Origin of the sequence: Acinetobacter sp. 3657 (genome assembly GCF_031456775.1) — a bacterium.
GTDB lineage: Bacteria > Pseudomonadota > Gammaproteobacteria > Pseudomonadales > Moraxellaceae > Acinetobacter.
The window spans coordinates 600446-622152 of record NZ_JAVDVH010000001.1; the positions used below are offsets into that span (position 1 = coordinate 600446).

Annotated in this window: 22 protein-coding genes; 7 read left to right on the forward strand and 15 right to left on the reverse strand. The window is 38.2% G+C overall.

Features of this window, described 5'->3' with window-relative positions; genetic code table 11:
- The first annotated feature begins 92 nt into the window (after positions 1–92).
- The 3 genes from J2Y37_RS02715 to J2Y37_RS02725 all read left to right on the forward strand — a co-directional run bounded on the left by J2Y37_RS02715 (position 93) and on the right by J2Y37_RS02725 (position 4445).
- On the forward strand, positions 93–827 hold the full coding sequence (locus tag J2Y37_RS02715) for an SDR family oxidoreductase (protein ID WP_349031775.1): 735 nt from the start codon (positions 93–95) through the stop codon (positions 825–827).
- A gap of 88 nt (positions 828–915) precedes the next feature.
- A complete protein-coding gene (locus tag J2Y37_RS02720; protein WP_349031776.1) occupies positions 916–2310 on the forward strand; it encodes an aldehyde dehydrogenase family protein in 1395 nt (464 codons plus the stop codon).
- Between the two features lie 341 nt (positions 2311–2651).
- Entirely contained in the window at positions 2652–4445 is a 1794-nt protein-coding gene (locus J2Y37_RS02725) for a monovalent cation:proton antiporter-2 (CPA2) family protein (protein ID WP_349031777.1), read from the forward strand.
- A gap of 118 nt (positions 4446–4563) precedes the next feature.
- Here the strand turns inward: J2Y37_RS02725 and J2Y37_RS02730 are convergent, their stop codons facing one another.
- The 3 genes from J2Y37_RS02730 to J2Y37_RS02740 all read right to left on the reverse strand — a co-directional run bounded on the left by J2Y37_RS02730 (position 4564) and on the right by J2Y37_RS02740 (position 7583).
- A complete protein-coding gene (locus J2Y37_RS02730) occupies positions 4564–5262 on the reverse strand; it encodes a DUF1826 domain-containing protein (RefSeq protein ID WP_349031778.1) in 699 nt (232 codons plus the stop codon).
- A 258-nt stretch (positions 5263–5520) separates the two neighbouring features.
- Positions 5521–6915, reverse strand: coding sequence for a heavy metal sensor histidine kinase (locus J2Y37_RS02735; protein ID WP_349031779.1), 1395 nt, complete (start codon positions 6913–6915; stop codon positions 5521–5523).
- On the reverse strand, positions 6912–7583 hold the full coding sequence (locus J2Y37_RS02740) for a heavy metal response regulator transcription factor (RefSeq protein WP_349031780.1): 672 nt from the start codon (positions 7581–7583) through the stop codon (positions 6912–6914). Before J2Y37_RS02740 ends, J2Y37_RS02735 begins: the two co-directional genes overlap by 4 nt.
- A 105-nt stretch (positions 7584–7688) precedes the next feature.
- Here J2Y37_RS02740 and J2Y37_RS02745 point away from each other — a divergent pair, with 105 nt between their 5' ends.
- Both J2Y37_RS02745 and uraH read left to right on the forward strand, forming a co-directional pair.
- The gene (locus J2Y37_RS02745) at positions 7689–8171 is read left to right on the forward strand and encodes a heme-binding protein (RefSeq protein WP_349031781.1); all 483 of its coding nucleotides are present in this window, start codon (positions 7689–7691) and stop codon (positions 8169–8171) included.
- A gap of 7 nt (positions 8172–8178) precedes the next feature.
- A complete protein-coding gene (uraH, locus tag J2Y37_RS02750; protein ID WP_349031782.1) occupies positions 8179–8583 on the forward strand; it encodes a hydroxyisourate hydrolase in 405 nt (134 codons plus the stop codon).
- Between the two features lie 452 nt (positions 8584–9035).
- Here uraH and J2Y37_RS02755 read toward each other — a convergent pair whose 3' ends face one another.
- The gene (locus J2Y37_RS02755) at positions 9036–9272 is read right to left on the reverse strand and encodes a VF530 family protein (RefSeq protein ID WP_003651786.1); all 237 of its coding nucleotides are present in this window, start codon (positions 9270–9272) and stop codon (positions 9036–9038) included.
- 410 nt (positions 9273–9682) lie between these two features.
- Positions 9683–10708: a helix-turn-helix domain-containing protein gene (locus tag J2Y37_RS02760; protein ID WP_349031783.1), complete on the reverse strand. Its 1026-nt coding sequence runs from the start codon at positions 10706–10708 to the stop codon at positions 9683–9685.
- 125 nt (positions 10709–10833) lie between these two features.
- On the opposite strand from J2Y37_RS02760, the gene J2Y37_RS02765 reads away from it, so the two are divergent.
- Positions 10834–11535, forward strand: a complete 702-nt coding sequence (locus tag J2Y37_RS02765) for an NAD(P)H-dependent oxidoreductase (RefSeq protein ID WP_349031784.1) — start codon at positions 10834–10836, stop codon at positions 11533–11535.
- Between the two features lie 65 nt (positions 11536–11600).
- On the opposite strand, the gene J2Y37_RS02770 is transcribed toward J2Y37_RS02765, so the two are convergent.
- Complete coding sequence (locus J2Y37_RS02770; RefSeq protein WP_349031785.1) at positions 11601–12350, reverse strand: iron-containing redox enzyme family protein; 750 nt, start codon at positions 12348–12350, stop codon at positions 11601–11603.
- Between the two features lie 344 nt (positions 12351–12694).
- Here J2Y37_RS02770 and J2Y37_RS02775 point away from each other — a divergent pair, with 344 nt between their 5' ends.
- Positions 12695–13924: a GGDEF domain-containing protein gene (locus J2Y37_RS02775; protein ID WP_349031786.1), complete on the forward strand. Its 1230-nt coding sequence runs from the start codon at positions 12695–12697 to the stop codon at positions 13922–13924.
- 76 nt (positions 13925–14000) lie between these two features.
- Here J2Y37_RS02775 and aroC read toward each other — a convergent pair whose 3' ends face one another.
- The 9 genes from aroC to J2Y37_RS02820 form a co-directional block, all read right to left on the reverse strand.
- The gene (gene aroC / locus J2Y37_RS02780; protein ID WP_349031787.1) at positions 14001–15092 is read right to left on the reverse strand and encodes a chorismate synthase; all 1092 of its coding nucleotides are present in this window, start codon (positions 15090–15092) and stop codon (positions 14001–14003) included.
- A gap of 11 nt (positions 15093–15103) precedes the next feature.
- The gene (prmB, locus tag J2Y37_RS02785) at positions 15104–16114 is read right to left on the reverse strand and encodes a 50S ribosomal protein L3 N(5)-glutamine methyltransferase (RefSeq protein ID WP_005196983.1); all 1011 of its coding nucleotides are present in this window, start codon (positions 16112–16114) and stop codon (positions 15104–15106) included.
- A gap of 163 nt (positions 16115–16277) precedes the next feature.
- Positions 16278–17465 (reverse strand): VWA domain-containing protein, encoded by a 1188-nt coding sequence (locus J2Y37_RS02790; protein WP_349031788.1) that lies wholly within the window; start codon positions 17463–17465, stop codon positions 16278–16280.
- Between the two features lie 12 nt (positions 17466–17477).
- Positions 17478–18329, reverse strand: coding sequence for a MoxR family ATPase (locus J2Y37_RS02795; RefSeq protein ID WP_005196988.1), 852 nt, complete (start codon positions 18327–18329; stop codon positions 17478–17480).
- Between the two features lie 46 nt (positions 18330–18375).
- A complete protein-coding gene (locus J2Y37_RS02800; protein WP_034595024.1) occupies positions 18376–18762 on the reverse strand; it encodes a hypothetical protein in 387 nt (128 codons plus the stop codon).
- On the reverse strand, positions 18755–19060 hold the full coding sequence (locus J2Y37_RS02805; RefSeq protein ID WP_005196992.1) for a YcgL domain-containing protein: 306 nt from the start codon (positions 19058–19060) through the stop codon (positions 18755–18757). Before J2Y37_RS02805 ends, J2Y37_RS02800 begins: the two co-directional genes overlap by 8 nt.
- A 138-nt stretch (positions 19061–19198) precedes the next feature.
- Positions 19199–20341 (reverse strand): HRDC domain-containing protein, encoded by a 1143-nt coding sequence (locus tag J2Y37_RS02810; protein WP_004671061.1) that lies wholly within the window; start codon positions 20339–20341, stop codon positions 19199–19201.
- A 288-nt stretch (positions 20342–20629) separates the two neighbouring features.
- Entirely contained in the window at positions 20630–21226 is a 597-nt protein-coding gene (gene recR, locus J2Y37_RS02815) for a recombination mediator RecR (protein WP_004671058.1), read from the reverse strand.
- Positions 21227–21377: 151 nt separating this feature from the next.
- Positions 21378–21707 carry a YbaB/EbfC family nucleoid-associated protein gene (locus J2Y37_RS02820; protein WP_004671056.1) on the reverse strand — a complete coding sequence of 110 codons (330 nt, stop codon included), beginning with the start codon at positions 21705–21707 and terminating at the stop codon, positions 21378–21380.

Sequence of the window (21707 nt, forward strand, 5' to 3'; positions counted from 1 at the left end):
TAGGTCTTAAAGCTTCGACCCTTTGTATATAGGATAATTTTAGGTTTTTAATGCATTTAAGTTCATCTTTACGGTTTTAGAGGTTTCAATACATGTCAAAAACAATCCAATCAAAAATTATTATTGTTACAGGTGCAAGTAGTGGTATTGGTGAAGCCACTGTTAGAGTTCTCGCTCGTCAAGGGCATACCTTACTGATTGGTGCTCGTCGTACCGACAAACTAAAAGTACTGGCTGATGAACTCGGTTCTGAAGGGTGTAAAGTCGAATATCGTCCTTTAGATGTCACCCAAAAAGATGATGTTCAGGCGTTTGCTGATTTTGCGATACATCAATTTGGTCGAATTGACGTCATTATCAATAACGCAGGTATTATGCCATTGTCACCAATGGCATCTCTTAAAGTAGATGAATGGGATGCCATGATAGATGTAAATATTCGCGGTGTACTTTATGGCGTAGCAGCCGTACTTCCTATTATGCAAAAGCAAGGAAATGGTCAAATTATTAATATTTCTTCTATAGGTGGCTTATATGTCATTCCTACAGGAGCCGTATATTGTGCGACAAAATATGCTGTACGCGCTATTTCTGATGGATTACGCCAAGAACATAAAGAACTCCGTGTAACGTGTGTTTATCCTGGTGTGGTTGAATCTGAACTTGCGAATACCATTACAGATTCTGCCGCAGCTGAAGCTATGGAAGGTTATCGTAATATTGCTCTTAAGCCAGAAGCGATTGCCAATGCTATCGCACATGTCATTAATCAACCTGAAGATGTTGATACGAGTGAAATAGTTGTACGACCAACAGCAGCATTATAATTTTTTGTAAAAACGTGGTTATTTTTTCCACGTTTTTACTTATAAAAGCTAAAAAATTATTTAAGAACTAACATTATGAGGCATAAAGATGAATCAAGAACAGATTAAGAGTTTATTAGACAGCCAAAGATCGTATTTTCTTTCAGGCGAAACATTGGATCTAGATTTTAGATTAGAGCAATTGGAAAAACTAAAAACAAGTTTTATAAAATACCAACCGAAAATCATTGAAGCCGCTAAAAAAGATATGGGCAGAAATGAAATGGAAACGTATTTAATTGAGTTGAATTGGGTTTTAGATGAACTCAATAACATGATAAACAATCTAAGGGATTGGGCGAAAGAAAAGCACGTACAATCACCAGAAATCTTTAAAGCAAATGAAAGCATCCTAAAACCCGAACCCTTAGGAACAGTATTTATTTTGAGTGCTTGGAATTTTCCGACATGGCAAATTTTCGGTCCTTTACTTGGAGCGATAGCAGCTGGAAATACAGCAGTGGTAAAGCCTTCTTCTACTTCTGCGGCGTGTGGAAAAGTAATTAATGAAATTGTGGAAACTACATTTTCGCCAAACTACATTAAATGTATTTTGGGAGATGTGGAAATGATTAATCGTTTCTTAGAAGAGCGATTTGACCTTATATTTTTTACAGGTAGTCCGAGAGTCGGTAAAGTTATCCAATTAGCGGCATCTAAACATTTAACGCCAACAATTTTAGAGTTAGGTGGGAAAAGTCCAGCTATTGTAGATGAGACAGCTGATATAGAACATGCTGCCAAGAGCATTGTTAGGGCGAAATTATTCAACACAGGTCAAATTTGTGTTTCAGTTGATCATGTATATGTACATTCGAGCATCAAAGAGAAGTTTATAGAACTCTGCAAAAAATACATCGTGGAGTTTTATGGCGAAGATGCTTCTCAAAGTGAAGATTATGGATTTATTATCGACCAAAGAAACTTTGAAAGATTGGTGGGATCTCTAAATAATAATGGGACGATGGTTTTTGGTGGACAGACAGACGCAGCGAAACGTTATATTTCCCCAACTATTTTAGATGATGTCACAGAACGTTCTGAGATTATGCAAGAAGAAATTTTTGGACCGATTATGCCTGTGCTTGCCTTTGATTCAATTAAAGAACTGGTCGCTCTTCAAAAGACTAAAGAGAAACCTTTAGCATTATATTTTTTTAGTAAAGACAAAAAAAGCCAAGATTTAGTGCTTGCACATACCAGTTCAGGTGGCGTTACTATTAACGATTGTATGCAACACGCAGCATCGAGATATTTACCATTTGGTGGTGTAGGCAATAGTGGCATGGGTAATTATGTTGGTGAAGCAACATTCAAAGCCTTTACGCATTTCAAACCAATCATGATAGTCCACACCAGTGAGTCGATGGATGATTCATTGAGTTATCCACCTTATGCTGGCAAAGTGGAAAAGCTAAAGAGCATTATGGAAAGTGCAGATTAATTGGTGTGATTCTAGGCGCACAAACACTGACGATGGCGCTTTATGTAGCATTTGAGACTTTAATTATTGGTCAAAATACGATGTTGCAGGGCACTGTTGTTTGGTATGTGCGCCACATCCATACAATGCGACAGTTACTCAACTGATTCTTAAGTTTATCGCATAAGTCTAAATTTAATAATTAACAGCTCTCGATGGAAGATTCCATACATAAAGCTGCTTAATGAAACCGTCCAATTTTCGTGGGTCAGATCAGATTTATTTTTCTAAGATTAGGTATTTAATAATAGATTTCAGAAAAGTATTTGACCTTTTTACGAATTATTTTTGAGAACCATAATATGTCCGCAGAGGCCCACTCCGTTGGCTTGCTAAGCCCCGTCATTCTATTGGCAGCAGCCGTGATTGCTGTACCTATTTTTAAACGTATTGGGCTTGGCTCTGTACTGGGTTACCTTACCGCTGGGCTCATAATTGGTCCTTTTGGACTTGCCTTCTTTTCAGACTCAGCTTCAATATTACATATCGCCGAACTCGGTATCGTTATGTATCTATTTTTGATTGGTTTAGAAATGAAACCATCACATTTATGGAGTTTAAGGCGAGAAATCTTCGGATTAGGTGCATTCCAAATAACCTTATCTTCTTTAGCATTGACTGGCGTTGGTTTGGCTTTTGGTTTTAGCTGGCAAATTGCATTCATTGCCGCGACAGGTTTTGTATTAACATCGACAGCGATTGTGATGCAACTATTGGGTGATCGGGGAGATACCAATCAACCAAGAGGACAAAAAATAGTCGCCATATTATTGTTCGAAGATTTACTGATTGTTCCTCTTTTAGCAATTGTTGCATTCATGTCGCCAGATCCAGTAGTAGAAAGTGTTAGCTCTCGTTGGCAAGGAATTGGTATAGGAATTATAGCAATTGCCGGGCTAATTGCTGCAGGCTATTGGCTTCTTAATCCTTTATTTAGGTTGTTGGCTGCCGCCAAAGCTCGTGAGGTAATGACTGCCGCAGCCTTGCTCGTTGTGTTAGGTTCAGCATTGTTGATGCAGGTAAGTGGTCTATCTATGGCTATGGGGGCTTTTTTAGCAGGTGTATTGTTATCAGAATCTACTTTCAGACATCAAATCGAAGCGGACATTGAGCCTTTTCGCGGGATTCTACTTGGGTTGTTTTTCCTTGGCGTCGGAATGGCGCTTAATTTGTCGGTAGTTGCAAACAATTGGCAATTAATTCTCAGTGCTGTTGTAGCAATGATGACCGCCAAAGCACTTATGATTTATGTGGTTGCTCGTATTACAAAAACATCTCACCCTGATGCGCTTGATCGTGCCTTACTGATGGCTCAAGGAGGAGAGTTTGCTTTTGTTCTTTTTGCTGCGGCAACAAGTGCTCATGTGATTGATGAAACAATTAAATCAACCCTGACGGCCATTGTTGTTTTATCTATGGTATTGACTCCTGTGATTGGAATCATTTTCAAAAAAATCTACAAACCAAGTCATCAAGAAAACTTAGACGGTATTGATGAAGCCAACGGTCTTAATGGTAGTGTACTAATCATTGGTTTTGGTCGCTTTGGACAGGTAATGAGTCAATCATTATTGGCAAATGGTTTAGATGTCACCATTATTGATAGTGATATTAAAATGATTAAGAATGCAGAAAAAATTGGTTTTAAAGTCTATTATGGCGATGGAGCAAGATTAGATATTTTACATGCATCAGGTGCTGGTAATGCTCAAGTTATTGCTGTTTGTATAGACGACAAAAATTCCGCAAATCAGATCGTAACGCTTATCAAACATGAGTTTCCTTTTGCTAAGGTACTTGTGCGAGCCTACGATAGAGAGCATTCCTTACAATTAGTTAAAGCTGATGTAGACTTTCAGATTAGAGAGACCTTTGAATCTGCTTTGCTCTTTGGCGAGGCGACACTAAAAGCAGCTGGAGTAAGTCAAAATGAAGCTTCCAATATTACTCAGGAAATAAGGGAACGCGAGAAAATACGTTTTGATATGGAGGTTTCAGCAGATGACTTATATGCGAGTTTAGGTGTTCGATATAATAATACAACATCTAAAACAACAAAGTCTTTGATTGAGCCCAAGCGAGATAGTGATATTTAAAGAAACGAGTTGTGCTGAAACTAGTAGGGACTTTTACTTGTATGATTATGTAATCAACTTGTAAAAGTCCAATACAGCCGTTTAGTTCGGAATGCCAATCTATATATCGAATAAATACTTAACAAATCAATAGCAGTCTATATTCACCATCCTTTTCAACAGGAGCGCGATGAACACAAGGCAAGACCTGTTGTGTTGGATGATCTACCGCCAGCCGCCAAAGATGTCCTAAACCTAAGTTCACAGGTTTTGTGTTAGGTTTAGGCTGATAATGCAGATCAAAGAAATTCTCTTCTAGAAAACTTTCAAATTCAGCTTCTGGGCCGTCATGTAATTTTTTTAGTTTTTCCCTAATTTCTGGAATTAAAATCTTTTTTTCAACTTGATCATGGGGCAGGATATCACTTGCAGAACCATGATAGGTGCACAAAAAAGTATCTGTTGGGATGGGTGATCGGTCAACATGAAACGAATATACATCTGTTGAAATAAAATCTAGCTCTTCATCCCGTTCGTAATTTTTAATTAAATTAAGCGTAGGCGATGCCCCAAAGTCAGTTAAGAGTCGCATATCTCTTAAGATAATTTCTCTTGCTAAATTGCCATTTTCCGAAAGTTGCAATGCTAAAACATCTTCAACTAAAACTTCCGTAACATTCTCTTTTAACTTAAGTTTAGACACAATTTCTTCAAAATCACCGACCAAATTTCTATACCAGCAAATGGCATTCATATCACCTTGAAAATTGGAATTTACCAATTCAGAAAAAGTGGAAACCACGCTAATTTGAGTGTTGTCAGAAAATGCATTCTTCATAAGAGAATTAGATAATAAACAGGGTCTAATAATAACACTTAGCTTTATAAAAACATTGCATTTCAATTAAAGTAGGTTGGTAACTCTGCTATTAAGAAACATGATTGTAATGAAGCCATGGTTATAAAAATTACTGTAAATAACGAGGGGCATGGATATGACAAAGCTATGGAAACACTGGTTTTTAGGTGGGCGGTGAATATGTAGGGAGATAGTATTTAGTAGTTATTTTAATTATCTTAAATAGTTTGGTGAAAACTAGCTTTCAGAAAAATCAGGAAAAATAAGTTCAAAGCAAATTCCATCTGGTGTGTTGTAGGCCAAATATTCACCTTGATGAAGGGCCATAATTGAGGCAACGATGGATAAACCAAGACCTCCAGTTTGACTGCTTTGATGGCGACTTGATGTGCATTGATAAAAGCGCTCAAATAGAGAATCAAGATGCTCATCTGCAATGCTCGTATCACTTGTGATCACATATAAACTAGTTGCGGGACTTGAGCTATCTTGCTGTTTTTTTCGACTGCCAATATAAATCTGACGTTGCAAACCACCATGTGTCAGTGCATTCGAAATTAAATTATAAAGCGCTCGTTGTAATAACTCAGGATCAGCCAATATTTGGATTTGTTCTAATTGCACAATAAACTGGCAAGCTTGTTCTTCGGCTTGATGCTCAAAGATGTCACAAATCGTCTCAATCAAGTTAGGTAGATCCACCCATTGTTTATTTAACATTACCATCTGACGATCTGCACGTGCAAGAAACAGCATGCTATCAATCATACGTTTTAGACGTTGGTAATCTTCTAAATTTGAATACAGCAGTTCTTTATATTGCTCATCTGTACGCTCACCCATCAGCATGATTTCCGTTTGTCCAATCAGGTTGTTGAGTGGAGTACGAAATTCATGCGCAATGTCTTCTGAGAATCGATTGAGTTGCTGGTATCCGATTTCAATTCGGTTCAGCATGGTATTGATGTCTGCTGTCAGTTGTTCAATTTCTGATGGAGCTTGATCAAGCTGAATTCTTTGCTGCAATTGATGGACATTGATTGCCTGAGTTTGTTGTTGTAGTTTTTTTAAAGTGCTTAATCCAAAACGGCTAGCCAGAGCAGACAACATAAAAATCATTACAATCCCGATGCTCACTGAAACCAATAAGCCATTACGGAATGGCTCAAGAATATTGAGACGTTCAGACCATTGCTTTCCAGCGATTAACACATACGGCTTTTGATGGATGTTGATCGTTTTCCATGACAAGCGTGTTGGGTGTTCGGTCTGAGTCAAATCAGTAAATTGGATGCTACTTGATGTTGCCAATTTGGGAAGGGGAATATTTAAAGGATTAATATCAATCAGGCGTTGTTTGTGATCCATTAAAATAAACAAGTTATCTTGGTTGCCTAACATATTTTGATAAAGCTTAGGGCGAGCAACAATTTGATTGATATTTTCACTATCTTGTAGAAGTATTTCGAGTCGTTCAATTCGATCCGTCAGAGCACGGTCTTGTTGGATAATTAAAATTTGATTGATCCCAACATAACTAATCATTGCCACTACGCATAAAACTAGAGCACTACAAAAAGTCACCAGTAGGGTGAGTCTCAATTCTAATGAGCGAAAGATATGATTCATCATGTTTGAACCGATAGCTTATAACCTAAGCCCCGAACCGTATGAATTAACTTTAAATCATGTCCATCATCAATTTTGCTGCGTAAGCGACGTACAGCAACATCAATAAAGTTAGTATCTGTATCAAAATTAATACTCCAAACTTCTGAGGCAATTTGGCGGCGCGTAATAATTTCATCTTGGTGCAGAAGCATAAATCGAAGTAGGTTAAATTCCTTTTTGCTGAGGTCGATTAATGAATCTTCTCGCCATACTTTGTGTTGTGTTAAATCCATCTTTAATGAAGCAATCGAGAGTTCATTTTCTTGATTATATTGTTGGCGTCTTAAAAGACTTTTGATACGAGCAAGTAGTTCGATATAGGAAAATGGTTTTGCTAAATAATCATCTGCACCCAGCTCTAAACCTTTGACACGATCTAAAATCTGATCTTTTGCAGTTAAAAAGATCACGGGAACCTTTGAAAATTGGCGAAGTATTTTCAACACATCCCAACCATCAAGATCAGGCAACATTACATCTAAAATCACCAAAGAATAGGATTTCATTTTTAATCTTTCCAAACCTTCTAGTCCTGAATGGACGCACTCCGCAGCATAACCTGACTCAATTAAGCCTTTTACTAAATAAGACGCGATCTTCGTTTCATCTTCGATAATCAGAATACACATTTTGTTCAGACTCTTTGTGAACATGACAATTTTGTAATGTGATTGTCATGCTGGGGAGGAATGGATTTGTTTAAGATTTTCAAATCATATCAGGCAGGAATCAATATGAATAAGCTTAAAATTCTTGGTTTAACATTACTGTTCAGTAGCACTGTTGCACACTCTGTGGAGTTGAAGCAAGTTTATTCATTGGATCTTCAAACCGCCAAAGTATTAGCCAGTGAAGCTGAGCGTGTATGCAAAGATATCAAGCAAAATATTGCAGTCGCAGTCGTCGATCAAGGTGGTAATACACTTTATGCACAACGCCATGAGTCCGTCGGTCCACACAATTTAGTTGCTGCTGAGCAAAAAGCATTTACTGCATTATCAACAAAAACAGCAACCTTAGCTTTGAGTCAAACAGCAAATAGCAATTCTGATGCAAAAAATTTAACCACTGTATCTAAGCTGCTGTTATTGGGCGGCGGATTACCTATTCGATACCAGAATCAAGTGGTCGGAGCGATTGGCGTTGCTGGAGCAGGCGGTGCTAAAAATGATGATTACTGTGCTACATCAGCCATTCAAATATTAAAAAATCTTTAAGGAGTTTATGATGTTAAAGAAAATCTTACCTTGTTCACTTATCTTGCTCGGCTCAGCGGCATTTGCTGAACAGAATCCATTGAGTGTCCATGTTCTTAATTTAGAAAATGGTTTACCTTCAGCAAATGTTGAAGTTGTTCTTGAGAAAAGCTTTGGTGATCAGTGGATTAAGCTGAATCAGAAACTTACGGGTGAAAATGGGCGGATTACTGCGCTATATCCTGAGAACAAAGCGTTAGAAAAAGGAGTTTACAAAGTGACCTTTAAAACCGAGGCTTGGTTCAATCAACAGAAGCAGCAGACCTTTTTTCCAGAAGTTCCTGTGATCTTTAAAGTGGATGGAACGATTAAACATTATCATATTCCGTTGTTACTCAGCCCTTATGGTTATTCAACCTATCGTGGAAACTAAAAAATAAAACTGTTGAACAGATATTTATTCTTATGTCGTACAATAAATTAACTAGCGGTGAATGTCTCATTCAACACTTGCTGTACGGCATTTTATTTATTTAATTTTTTGTAGTAGAAATAGTAGTATGATTTAACTTTAAATTATTTTATTCATATATAAACAATATGAATATTATTTTAATTTGACTATTACAACTTTCGCATAACTAAAAAATAAATCCTAAAAAAGGTTATTTAATATCAAATACGAAGAACTGCTGCATCATAAGTTTTAAAATTTAAGAGGGTACATGTGCTCCCTCTAATGCTATTTTCCCTACTAAAAAGATCTTAAGAATAGACTAAATTTTTCTAGGAGAGTGGTGGCAGTCCACCACTAATTAAAAGGTGTCTACAAAATCAGTAGCTATTCAATAAGTGTAGTTTATGCTGAGGCTAGGATTCTGATAGCTACGATTTCTGTTTAGCTTTTTGGCGTAAGACATACAAATATAAGCTTTCTACTTTTTCACGTGCCCATGGTGTTGTACGTAAGAATCGTAATGATGACTTAACACTTGGATCTATGCAAAAACATCTAATTTCAATTTTACGACTTAAGCCTTCAAAGCCACCGTAGTAATCCAATAATTCGTCCAAAATGTCAGCAAGTTTTTTGCCATGTAGAGGGTCATTGGAGGCGTTCATAATAGATCAACCATATTTTGGGAGACCATAATTATAACCTGAGCTAGGTGAAAAATGAGAGGGTTAGAATTTAAACGTAATTAACATAGAAAATTACAGCTTAAGAGCAATGTCGATGATCAAGAGATTATAGATGGTCTGGGCAATACAAGATGATTAGGATAATCGTCAACGTGAATTATTATTTCTAAATTCACGTTGACGATCTGTAGCTACAAACAGTGTTGTGTAGGCTACAGTCTTAGATATTCTATTTAACATAATATACATTATACGCACCGAACCATTATTAATCAATACTAAGTTATCGTTGTAATAGTTATTCCGTTATTCATGTTGGTTAACCACCCACGTAATTTAGGTATAAACCCAACGCGATCATTGCTTACGACTCACATCGATTAAAATATTTAATAGAAATTACCCTTAGCAACTTCTCGATAAAACTTAGGCGTAACGTTTGTCCATTTTTTAAAAGCACGGGAAAAATGAGAAATATCTGCATATCCCAGACGCTCAGAAACCTGCTCAATTGATAACTTACGTTGTCTCAATAAATGCTCAGCATGCTTTCTACGAACTTCGGCAGCAAGAATTTGGAATGCCGTCTGTTCATTCGTTAATTGTCGTTGTAGTGTCCTTTCTGAAATATGAAGTTTCTCTGCGACCTGTTTTAAAGATAAAAAGCCCTCAAACTCATCATAAAGTAGCTCCTTTACTACTGATGTCACGTTATTTTTACTTCTTCTTTTTAAAGTTAAGTTCTGAACGTCTTGTTTACATTGCTGTTTAGTTAACCGAGCCACTAGTGTATCTGCCGTTTTCAGAGCTAAACCGAGCACATCCTTTTTTAGGATTAGACAATCATTTTGATGACCAAAACTCACATTTAATTCATTAAACTTTCTAAGCACTTTATAAAAAACAGGTTTATCTTGCTGAAATCTAAAAGTGATTTCCAATTTGTGTTGAACTAAATTTTCCAATATTTGTGCAAATCCAAAAACCAAGAACGTAATACCATGCGTATTAAGCCTAAACTGTTGTAAAGGCTGATTAAAATATAGATACGCCATTTCTTCATCGATTTTAAGCCTAGGCTTAAACACCGAACAATGTAAGCCAATAAATTGCTCTAAAACCTCTATTGCATCCCCCAGAGTTTCTGATGCTGTTGCTGCAATTCCAACATGCCCATAACAAGAAACGCTCATCTCTTTTGCAAGATATAAACTTATTGCTGGCTCTTTTGTAAGTAATGCCGCTTTTTCTAATAAATAGTTAAAAATGTTGAAATCCACATACCAAAATGGAGCATTTAATTTTTGCGAGGAAATACCTGTGCCAGCCAAAAGCTGTTCTGAAGAAATATTCCACTTTTTAACGACATCTACCAATAGATTGACATATGTACCAGGTAATTCAGGGTTCATCATTCATCCTTTTAGATGTTAAATTTGGCGTAAAATGGTAAATATTGGCGGTTTAAGAACTATGCCATTTTTTAGCTTTTAGGCATAGTAGATCTATCTAAAAATTTACATATTAAGGTTATTGATCAATGAATGTTTTGATTGTTCATGCACATCCTGAGAAACTTTCTTTTACTGCGGCGCTAAAGAATACGGCCCAACAAACTTTTGAGCAATTAGGTTATACCATTGAGATTTCAGATTTATATGAAATGAATTTCAATCCAATAGCATCAAAAGATGATTTTGAGCAGCTTAATCAGCCAGAATATTTCAATTATGCACTTGAGCAACGTCATGCGTTGAAGCAACAACAATTTTCTAAAGATATTGAACTCGAAATTGAAAAAGTAAAACGTGCGGACCTGATTCTATTTAGCTTTCCATTGTACTGGACCTCTGTTCCCGCCATTTTAAAAGGTTGGATAGATCGCGTTTTTGTTTCTGGTCTTTTTTACGGTGGTAAGCGTTTTTATAATCATGGCGGGATGACTGGGAAAAAAGCGATGCTTTGTTTGACTTTAGGCGGCCGCAGCAACATGTTTGGTGAGAACACAGTACATGGTCCTATTGAACATTATTTATCATCTATCCAACGCGGCACACTCGCCTATGTTGGTTTTGAAGTTTTACCGCCATTTATGGCTTATCATGTTCCGTATATCAGCGATGAAGATAGACAAAATATTTTAATGAATTTTGAAAACTATATTAAAAATTTAGATGATTTAGAAGCGCTAGAATTTCCACATTTAGAAAATTTTGATGAAAAAATGAATCCACTTACTTAAAAATGAGAATAGAGACTGTGACTAAGTCCCCAAGCAAAGTCACAGCCTCTATATTTGTGAAATTCTTACTTGTGCGCCTGTTGCAGCTTATAACATTCATCTAACGCAAGTTCATAATAAGCCAAACCTTCTTGAGCAGCTAAAAATGCTTTTCGCTGTAGGTCAGGATCTTTATCACAAAGTCTCTTTATCAGTTCCATTGCTTCATAAGGATGCAAGTCATCATAGTGAGCGTGTGCTCTTAACCAAGCCAGCGATCGTTTATTGATATTGACCTCTGGGTTTTGGGTGTAACTTTGCACCCCTTTATAAACTTGTATGCTCCAATCCCCTGTCGCCCATTCTATTGCCAGATTCGTAGCCGCAATACTTTCAGCTAAGCTACCTCGAAAGTTGACATCCCATAAAAAATGATTGACGGCATTCATCGCTGCGGGTGGTCTGACCGTATTTAACATTTCAACCGTCAGCCCAAAACCGCCTGCCCAATCCTGATACCAACTCAGATGGCGCTCTTCAACTTTAATATTTTGAATCAGCCAATCACGAGTTTCTGTGACACCATGCTGTGAGAACGATGTGGCTTTGGCCAAGGTTCCAGCCATATATGAGGGAAAATGAGCAACTAAAGGATAAAAGTTCAATAATGCTGAACGAAAACATTCAAGGCTTAATGAACCACTAGCCATATCTAAAAATAAAGGGTGTTTGCTAACTCGTTCTTTTGCAGGCAAAAGTTCATCCCAGAACTTTTGTGACCACCCAGAATGAGCTGTAATTTCCAGTTTTGTTCCATATTGACTCATAGCAGTCATTGCGATGCATCCTATTTCGTATGACTTGACTCAATCACATTCCATGATTGCTGCTTTTTTATAAATTGTATCCTAATATCCTAAATATACAATCACCATTCTTCGATTTGTAGTTGTTTTGTTTACCGATCATCTTTTTTATTGAAATCATTCTATTAGATTGCTTGAAAAACTCTAAAAACCCGGAATTAGTGTAAGTTTTAAGCATAAAAAAGCCATTGTGACAAAAAATTGAGTTTTTTTGATTATCTAATACACATTTTATTTAATTCAGTGTAACGTAGTAAAAAAGAATACCTATATCTGACTTATATAAAAAATCTTTGGGAGTGGTGAGAGATAAAATGAAGTTGAAAGCTTCCAATATCTTGGGACAAGAACAAATCGACTTGTTAATATCTCGCGGGCTAAATTTAGTTTGGTTTCCTAAAGAATTAGAAGCGATCTATCGAGATCAGTATAGAAATGAGGCTGCACACGAGTTTCGTTACCGTGGTCCCATCATTCTAGGTCTGTACCTTTTTCTTAGTTTCGGTATTTATCAAGTATTACCACCTGACATGCGACTTGAATGGATTGCCTACTATGGGTGGGTGGGTATTATTATCCTATTCGCATGGTTACTTTCCTTTCTTCCAGTTATGAATCGGTGGTTCGATCATTACGTCTGTATAGGTTCAACAGGTGCTGTTGCCATTACATTTACTTTGATCAACGTATTGGAACAAGGCCAACACAACGTATTATTTCATGCTGCTATGATGTATGCAGTGGTCATTATCTATGGTTTTGTGGGGATGCGTTTCTACACAGCGATCATTGCGGGTTGGTGTGGCGGTCTTGTGGGTGTTGCTGCCAGTACATGGTTAAATGGTTCAATAGATTGGACTTTTCTAAATAGGACATATACGTTTAGCAGTTTCTTAGGTATGGCCCTCGCCTATGCCACTGATCGCCAACATCGAGAGAATTATTTACAAAATTGTATGATCGAATTAAATCGATTAGAGCTGATGCGTCAAGCACAACAGCTATCTATTCTATCGCAACAGGATGCTCTAACGGGTTTAGCAAATCGTCGCTATTTAGATGAAGTGCTTGAAAATGAATGGAAACGCGCAATGCGCCATGAAATGCCAATCACCATCATGATGATTGATATTGATTTCTTCAAACCATACAACGATACCTTGGGGCATATACAAGGCGATCAATGTTTAAGACGTATTGCGATATCACTAGGTTCGCTCACCTCAAGAAGTGGCGATCTGGCCGCACGCTATGGCGGAGAAGAGTTTTTACTCCTGTTTTCAATGACTGACCAAGAACAGGCATTGATACAAGTCAAGAGACTGATGGAGGTGGTACGTAATATAAATATTAACCATCCTAAAAGTCCTGTTTCTAAGTACGTTACCATTAGTGTCGGTGTGACAACCATGACACCTAATATAAATGATAGCCTGTCAGGGTTTATTGCTCAGGCGGATCATGCTTTATATACTGCAAAGAGTAATGGCCGAAATCAGTATCATATCTCTGCTTCAGAAAACATGATTTCTGAGGCGCTATAACGTATTGTTTAAGCATCACCTAAAACGATAAAAGCCACGCACATAACTAATATGTGCGTGGCTTCGAATTTATGAATTAAGCTTCAATTGGTTTAAATGGTGGTACTACATCCGCATTTTGTGCGCGGTGACGTAAAAAATGATCCATTAAAACAATAGCTAACATTGCTTCTGCGATTGGTGTTGCTCGCACACCAACACAAGGATCATGACGACCTTTGGTTAACACATCTGTGTTTTCACGCTCAATGTTAATGGTTTTACCCGGTGTGGTAATACTTGCTGTCGGTTTTAGTGCAATGGCGACACGGATGGTTTGACCACTCGAAATCCCACCCAAAATCCCACCTGCATGATTTGCAAGAAAACCATCTGTGGTCAATTCATCACGCGTCTCATGACCAAACTGTCCTGCAACAGCAAAACCATCACCAATTTCCACACCCTTTACCGCGTTGATGCTCATCATCGCATGGGCAATATCAGCATCCAAACGATCGAATACAGGCTCACCCCAACCCACAGGTACTTTTTCAGCCAAGATCTCTAACTTTGCACCACAGCTTGTGCCTTGCTCACGCAAAGAAGTCACCAGTTGCTCAAAGCGTGGAACCGCATCGACATCACCACAGAAAAATGGATTATTCGGAACTTCAGCCCAATCTAGTTTCTCTGTAACTTCATTACCGATTTGAGTCACATGTCCGCGAATATTGATACCAAACTTTTCAGATAGATACTTTTTCGCAATCCCACCCGCTGCAACACGCATTGCAGTTTCACGTGCGCTTGAACGGCCACCGCCACGATAGTCACGGAAGCCATATTTTTGTGTATAGGTATAATCAGCATGACCAGGGCGGAAAGTTTGCGCAATATTGCCATAATCTTTAGATTTTTGATCTGTATTACGGATCAATAATCCAATCGGTGTGCCCGTAGTTTTACCTTCGAAGACACCTGAAATAATTTCAACTTGATCAGGCTCTTTACGTTGCGTGGCGAACTTAGATGTGCCCGGTTTACGGCGATCTAAATCTTTTTGCAAATCTTCTTCACAAAGTTCAAGACCTGGCGGCACACCATCGACAATTGCCATTAAGCCAACACCGTGTGATTCACCACATGTTGTCACTCGAAAGAGTTGCCCAATACTATTCCCTGCCATGCTTTTGCCCCTTAGTTTTGAACGGATTGCTGAAATACGTCTTTATAACGACGGCATTGTTCAGCTGTTAATGCAAAAATCCCAGAACCGCCTTTTTTGAACGTTAGCCAATGAAAATCAACTGTGTTGAAGTTTTGACGCATTGCCCATTCTGAGTTTCCAACTTCAATAACGATTAGACCATCTTCAGTGAGATAATCAGCCGCTTGCGCTAACATTTTACGAACTAAATCCAAGCCATCCTGACCAGCAGCCAATGCGAGTTCAGGCTCATGCAAGAATTCTTCTGGTAAATCTGCCATATCTTCTGCATCCACATACGGTGGATTGCTGATGATCAGGTCATATTGGTTTTCAGCAGGAATTTTTGCAAATAAATCAGACTCAAGCAAAGCGACTTGATACTGTTTATCATGATGTTCAGCGTTAATTGATGCGACTTCCAATGCTTCTTTTGAAATATCAGTTGCATCAACTTCAGACTCTGGGAATGCATAAGCTAGTGCAATTGCGATACAACCAGAACCTGTACACATATCTAAAATACGTTGTGGTGTTTTAGGATTCTTATTTTCAGGCAAACTATTGATTGCCTCAAGCATCTGTCCATTTTCATCTAAGCAGTAAGGTGCAAAACGTTGTTCAATCAATTCTGCAATTGGTGAACGAGGAATAAGTACACGCTCATCTACATAAAATGGCTTATTAAAGAAATAAGCAAGATTTAATAAATAAGACGTTGGAATCCGATCATTGACACGGCGTTCCAATAAGCTCAAGAATTCAGCTTTTTCACTTGGCAATAACTTAGCATCTAAAATCTCTGGGTCAGCTTTCCACTCAAGTGAGAGTGTTTGCAAAACCAGTGCAGCGCTTTCTGCAAAATAATCTTCTGTACCTTGTCCTAAGTGTGCGTCGTATTGACGAAGTGCAGTTACACCAAAACGAATAAAATCTCGAATGGTTACTAGATTTTCAGCCGCTTCTTGTAAATGTTCAGGGCTGATTGTAGGTCGCTCCACTTAGGCGTCTCCAAAAGTGCTAATTGCAAAACGGTTTATTTTACCTGAGCCAAGAAAAGCAAAGCAACGCTTTAACAAGTTTCTAACCCGCTTGAGGCTTATTTAACAAGAAAAAACCGCTTCAAATCAAAGAAACGGTTTTATATCGTATTTATTTAAATTTTTAACGTGACAAATATCTCGTCAGATCTTCGATACCTTTCAAAGTCATTGGATACATATGATCTTCAAAAGTTTCTTTAATCCATTGAATCGTTTGGGTGTAATGCCAATAACCTTCCAATTCAGGATTGAGCCAAGCGGTTTTGTCAAAGTGTTGGCGTAATCGTCTTAACCAGACTTCACCAGCTTCTTCATTCATGTATTCGACAGAGCCACCAGCAGACTTTAACTCATATGGTGCCATACTCGCATCACCCACAACGATGACACGATAGTCACGCCCATAGGTATGAAATAGATCCCACGTATTTATCCGTGTTGAGCTACGCCGATGATTATCTTTCCAAACATAATCATATAGACAGTTATGGAAATAAAAATATTCTAAGGTTTTGAATTCGGACTTCGCAGCACTAAACAGTTTTTCACATTCAGCAATATGAGCATCCATTGAACCACCGACATCAAATAACATCAGTACTTTGATACGATTACGACGTTCAGGAACAAGCTGTACATCTAAAATGCCCTGCTTTGCTGTTTCGCGAATCGTACCATCAACATCCAGCTCTTCAGCAGCACCTTGACGCGCAAACTTGCGTAAACGGCGCAAGGCGATTTGCATTTGGCGTGTACCCAAGACTTGATCATCATCTAGATTTTGGTACTTACGTTGTTCCCACACTTTTACCGCTGAACGTTTACGACCCGGTCCACCGATACGCACACCTTCAGGATGATCACCAAAAGCACCAAAAGGTGAAGTTCCACCTGTGCCCACCATGCGATTACCGCCTTGGTGCTTCTTATGTTGCTCACGTAGACGTTCTTCCAACATCTTCATCAGCTCTTCAAGGGAACCTGCTTTTTGTAGTTCGGCTCGTTGTTCAGGAGTCAGATGCTTCTCTAATAGCTCCAGATCAAACCAATCTTTGGGCAGCTTATGAACTTGTTTAAGCAATTCATCTAGATCGAAAGTTTCAATGCCATCGAAATAGTCTTTCATGGCACGATCAAACTTATCAAAGAAGCGTTCATCTTTAACTAAAACTGTTTTAGCCAGTTGATAGAACTGTTCTTGATCAGCAAACACAAGTCCTGATGCAACCGCCTGATTGAGATCAATCAGTTCACGCGTTGTGACTGGCACCCCATATTTGCGTAAGGTGTAAAACAATCGAACAAACATTGAAAAACACTCTTAACGGCGTGACATAAAGGCTAAACGTTCAAGGAGTTGTACATCTTGTTCATTTTTAATCAAAGCACCATAAAGCGGAGGAATCGCTTTAGATTTATCATGATTACGTAATACATCTTCAGGCATATCATCTGCCATTAATAGACTTAACCAATCAATAAGTTCTGAGGTTGACGGCGGTTTCTTTAGGTTTGGTACTTGACGTAACTTAAAGAAGACTTGCAAAGCCTCACTGACCAAGGTATTTGAGATACTTGGAAAATGAACCGCGATAATGTCACGCATCGTTGCTTCATCAGGGAATTCAATATAATGGAAGAAACAACGGCGCAAGAATGCATCAGGCAATTCTTTCTCATTATTCGAAGTAATAATCACGATCGGACGCTGTATCGCGGTGACCGTCTCACCTGTTTCATATACATAAAACGACATTTTATCGAGTTCATGCAATAAATCATTTGGGAATTCGATATCTGCTTTGTCGATTTCATCAATCAACAACACACAACGTTCTTCACTGGTAAACGCTTCCCACAATTTACCCGGTTTAATATAGTTTTTAATGTCGTAGACACGATCATCACCTAACTGGCTATCACGCAGTCGTGACACTGCATCATATTCATACAAACCTTGCTGCGCTTTGGTCGTTGATTTGATATGCCAAGTAATGAGCTTTAAACCCAGACTTTCTGCAACCTGTTCAGCAAGTAATGTTTTACCTGTGCCCGGCTCGCCTTTTACCAATAACGGTTTTTGTAGCGCACGTGCAGCTTTGACTGCAAGTTTCAGGCTATCAGTAGCAATATATTGATCTGTACCAGCGAAGTGTTGTGTATCAGCAGACATTTTTAAAACCTTATTTTTCTATCTTTAACAATGTGTGGATGTATATCTAAACTGAACGTGCAGTTTTATTTGCCGTGTATTTTGACCAGCAAAAGCCAATCAATAGACCAGTACCAATGACGAATAAAATCAATGATAAGTTCGACCAGATTAAAACATGTTCTTTGGTGAGCACACCAAAAATCAAACCAAAAATGGCAGGTGCTAATGCTGAATTAGGACCTTCTGAAATCGTAGGTGTTGCAAGAATCGCAAAGGCAACAATCCACAAGATTCCACCAATTGGGGTTGGTAAGCGTGTCATCAAACGATACCAGCACCACAATGCAATGAGTGTTCCCGTAACATATACAATGATTGCAACATTCTCTTCAGGAAATTGATCAAGTACTGAAAGAATGTTTGCCCATATTGCAGTTAAAGTTTCAAGCACCACGCAAACCCTCTGGTTCTACCGCATTTGGATTGATTAATCCCTCAGGCGGCATCTGCATAAAAAAGCCTTTGGTCTGTAATGAGTCTAAAACATGAAGCACATTTACACGTGCAAGTTTACGTTCAGGATGAAGTTCTAAATGCATCACAAAAGTTGCTTTACCAAATGCTTGTAGAACTGTTTCAGGAACACCTTCAAATGGATTTTCGAGTTCCTTGTCATCAGAATGATTTGGACGAGCAATATACATATACATTTCGTCTTTTTTGCTCGATCTATAAATATCGCAGTGCATGTTTACTCACAACTCTTAACAATCTTAGGGGCTATTGGTCTAGATATCATCTCAACAGACCATAAACAGCATACATGAAAAAAAACACAGGTACATTAATGAATGTTAACGCAACAGTCGATTTTTTGACTACCTTGTTTATCTAGAAATTTTCATTTGTGTGGCTAAATATTCAGTGTCCTGTTGCAACAATGCAATCAATGGTTCTGTGAGAACATCATAACGCCACCCAAGTAAATAGCTTGGTAACTCTTGCTCAGGCAAATGAAAAACCACATGCTCATAAATGGCATTCAGCCATTTTTTACGCAGCAAGACTTCTTTTGGTATTCCTGTTTGCATAACAATATCATCTATCAGCGCATCTACTTTAGGCGCGACTTCTTTAGAGTTACTTTTTACTGGTCGAGCCATTTTTAATGGCCAATCATCTTCTGGCGGTAAAAACTTCAATAGATCTAAAATCGTTCGACCATGCTCACGCACTACATTCGGTCGTATTTCTTTAATCTGAGCCAGTTGAAAATTATTATGTGGGTTCTTTTCTACCAAATCCAACATGGTGGTGTTTTTCAGAATGAAACTGCGTGGCTGGTTCATTGCTTTGGTAATTTGATCTCGCCAAATACTTAATTGTTGTAGCTGCATCAACTCACGGCGTGTATGACGATAATTACCAATATTGGTATAAAGCTCAGGAAGCGGTGTTTCCATTGCAATTTCTTTGGTTAAGTTTTGACAATCCTCTAGAACATATTGGTACTGACCTTTACGTTGTAGATCATTTTTTAAAGCATCTGCAAGCTTTACCAAATACAGTACATCGTTGGCTGCATAACACATCTGCTTTTCAGTGAGCGGTCGAGCTAACCAATCTGAGCGTGTTTGATCTTTTTCTATATCAATATTTAAGCACGTCTTGAGCGCATTCTGATAACTCACTTGAAGCCCATGTCCAAGAAATGCCATTGCCACTTGGGTATCAAAAATATTCTTTAAAGGTTTCTGATCAGCATAGTGATAGATCAGATCAATATCTTCACTACACGCATGAAAAATATTTTGTTGTGCGTTAAATACTTTTTGCCAAAAATGCGATAAGTCCAGTGCTGCCCCATCCAATAAGGAAACATGTCCATTTAGATTGATTTGGCAGACTCCAAGTTTTGGATACAAGGTATCGACCTTAATAAACTCAGTATCAAGTGCATAGGTGGAACATTGTTCCATTTGGGAGAGGAGAACAGCTAAATCGTTTTGCTGTTGGATAAATTGAAACATATTTGCTCAAATACAATAATAAAAGAACCATTGGCGACTAAACTGTTAAAATACAGTCATCGTACATGCGAGATTAAATGTAAAAAATTAATCAGTATTCCACATACACAACATGAAATTACTCCTATTCCCTTTAATCAAAAAACGAAAATCCTTTTCGCTCGCCAATAGTGCCATAAATTCCAGCAAATAGATCTAGAATAATGTTAGACAAAATGTAAAAGTTAATTATTTGTTTAAATTAACAACATGAATTTAAAATAAATATAAGAAAATAGCATGAATATGCTATTTCATCCGCATCCGATTATGTACTGCCTGACTCAAAGTATGACTATCCACATATTCTAACTCGCCACCTTGTGGTACGCCTTGTGCGATCCGAGTCATATGAAGTGGTAAGTGTTTGGTTGCTTCTACCAAATAATGTGCAGTAGCCTGACCTTCAACCGTTGCGTTGGTGGCCAAAATCACTTCTTGGATTTTGCCTTCGCTTAACCGTTGGATCAGATATGGAATACCGATTTCTTCTGGACCAATACCATCTAAAGGCGACAAATGCCCGCCCAATACATGATACTTACCCCGAAAACTACCACTTTGCTCGATTGCCATCACATCTGCTGGGGATTCAACCACACATAACAGTTGCTCGTCTCGTTCAACTGAAGCACAAATATCACAGATTTCATTTTCAGTTAAAGAATGGCAAATATGACATTCATGAATATGACTGGATGCTTCATGCAAAGCATAAGATAAAGCAAATGCACCTTCACGATTTTTCATTAATAAATGTAATGCCATACGTTGGGCTGATTTCGGACCAACACTCGGCAAAATACGTAATGCATGAACCAACTGTTCAAATCGTTCGCTAAACATAAAAATTGATACTTCTTAGGAAATTCCTCCTCTCTCATTCTTACAATGCTTGAGTTGCATCGCATGGAGAAATCCCAAAAATCAATTATTGCCATTTAAGGGAAAGCTCCCTTTATGACAAAGGGAGCTTAGAGGAAGGATTAAATTTAAATTAGAACAAACCTGATAAGCCTGGTGGTAAACCCATGCCTGTATTTGCGCCTTGTAGCTTCTGTTCAGAAATAGCTTCAACTTGACGCGCTGCATCATTGATTGCAACAACAATCAAATCTTCGATAATATCAGCTTCGTCTTGCAACAGTTCTGGACTGATTTCGATACGCTTAACGACATTACGGCAAGTCATGGTCACTTTAACCAAGCCACCACCCGCTTCAGCATGAACCTCGGTATTTGCAAGCTCTTCTTTCGCTTTTTTAAGATTCACTTCCATGTCTTTTTGCATGCGTTGAGCTTGCTGCATGAGCATATTAATGTTCAT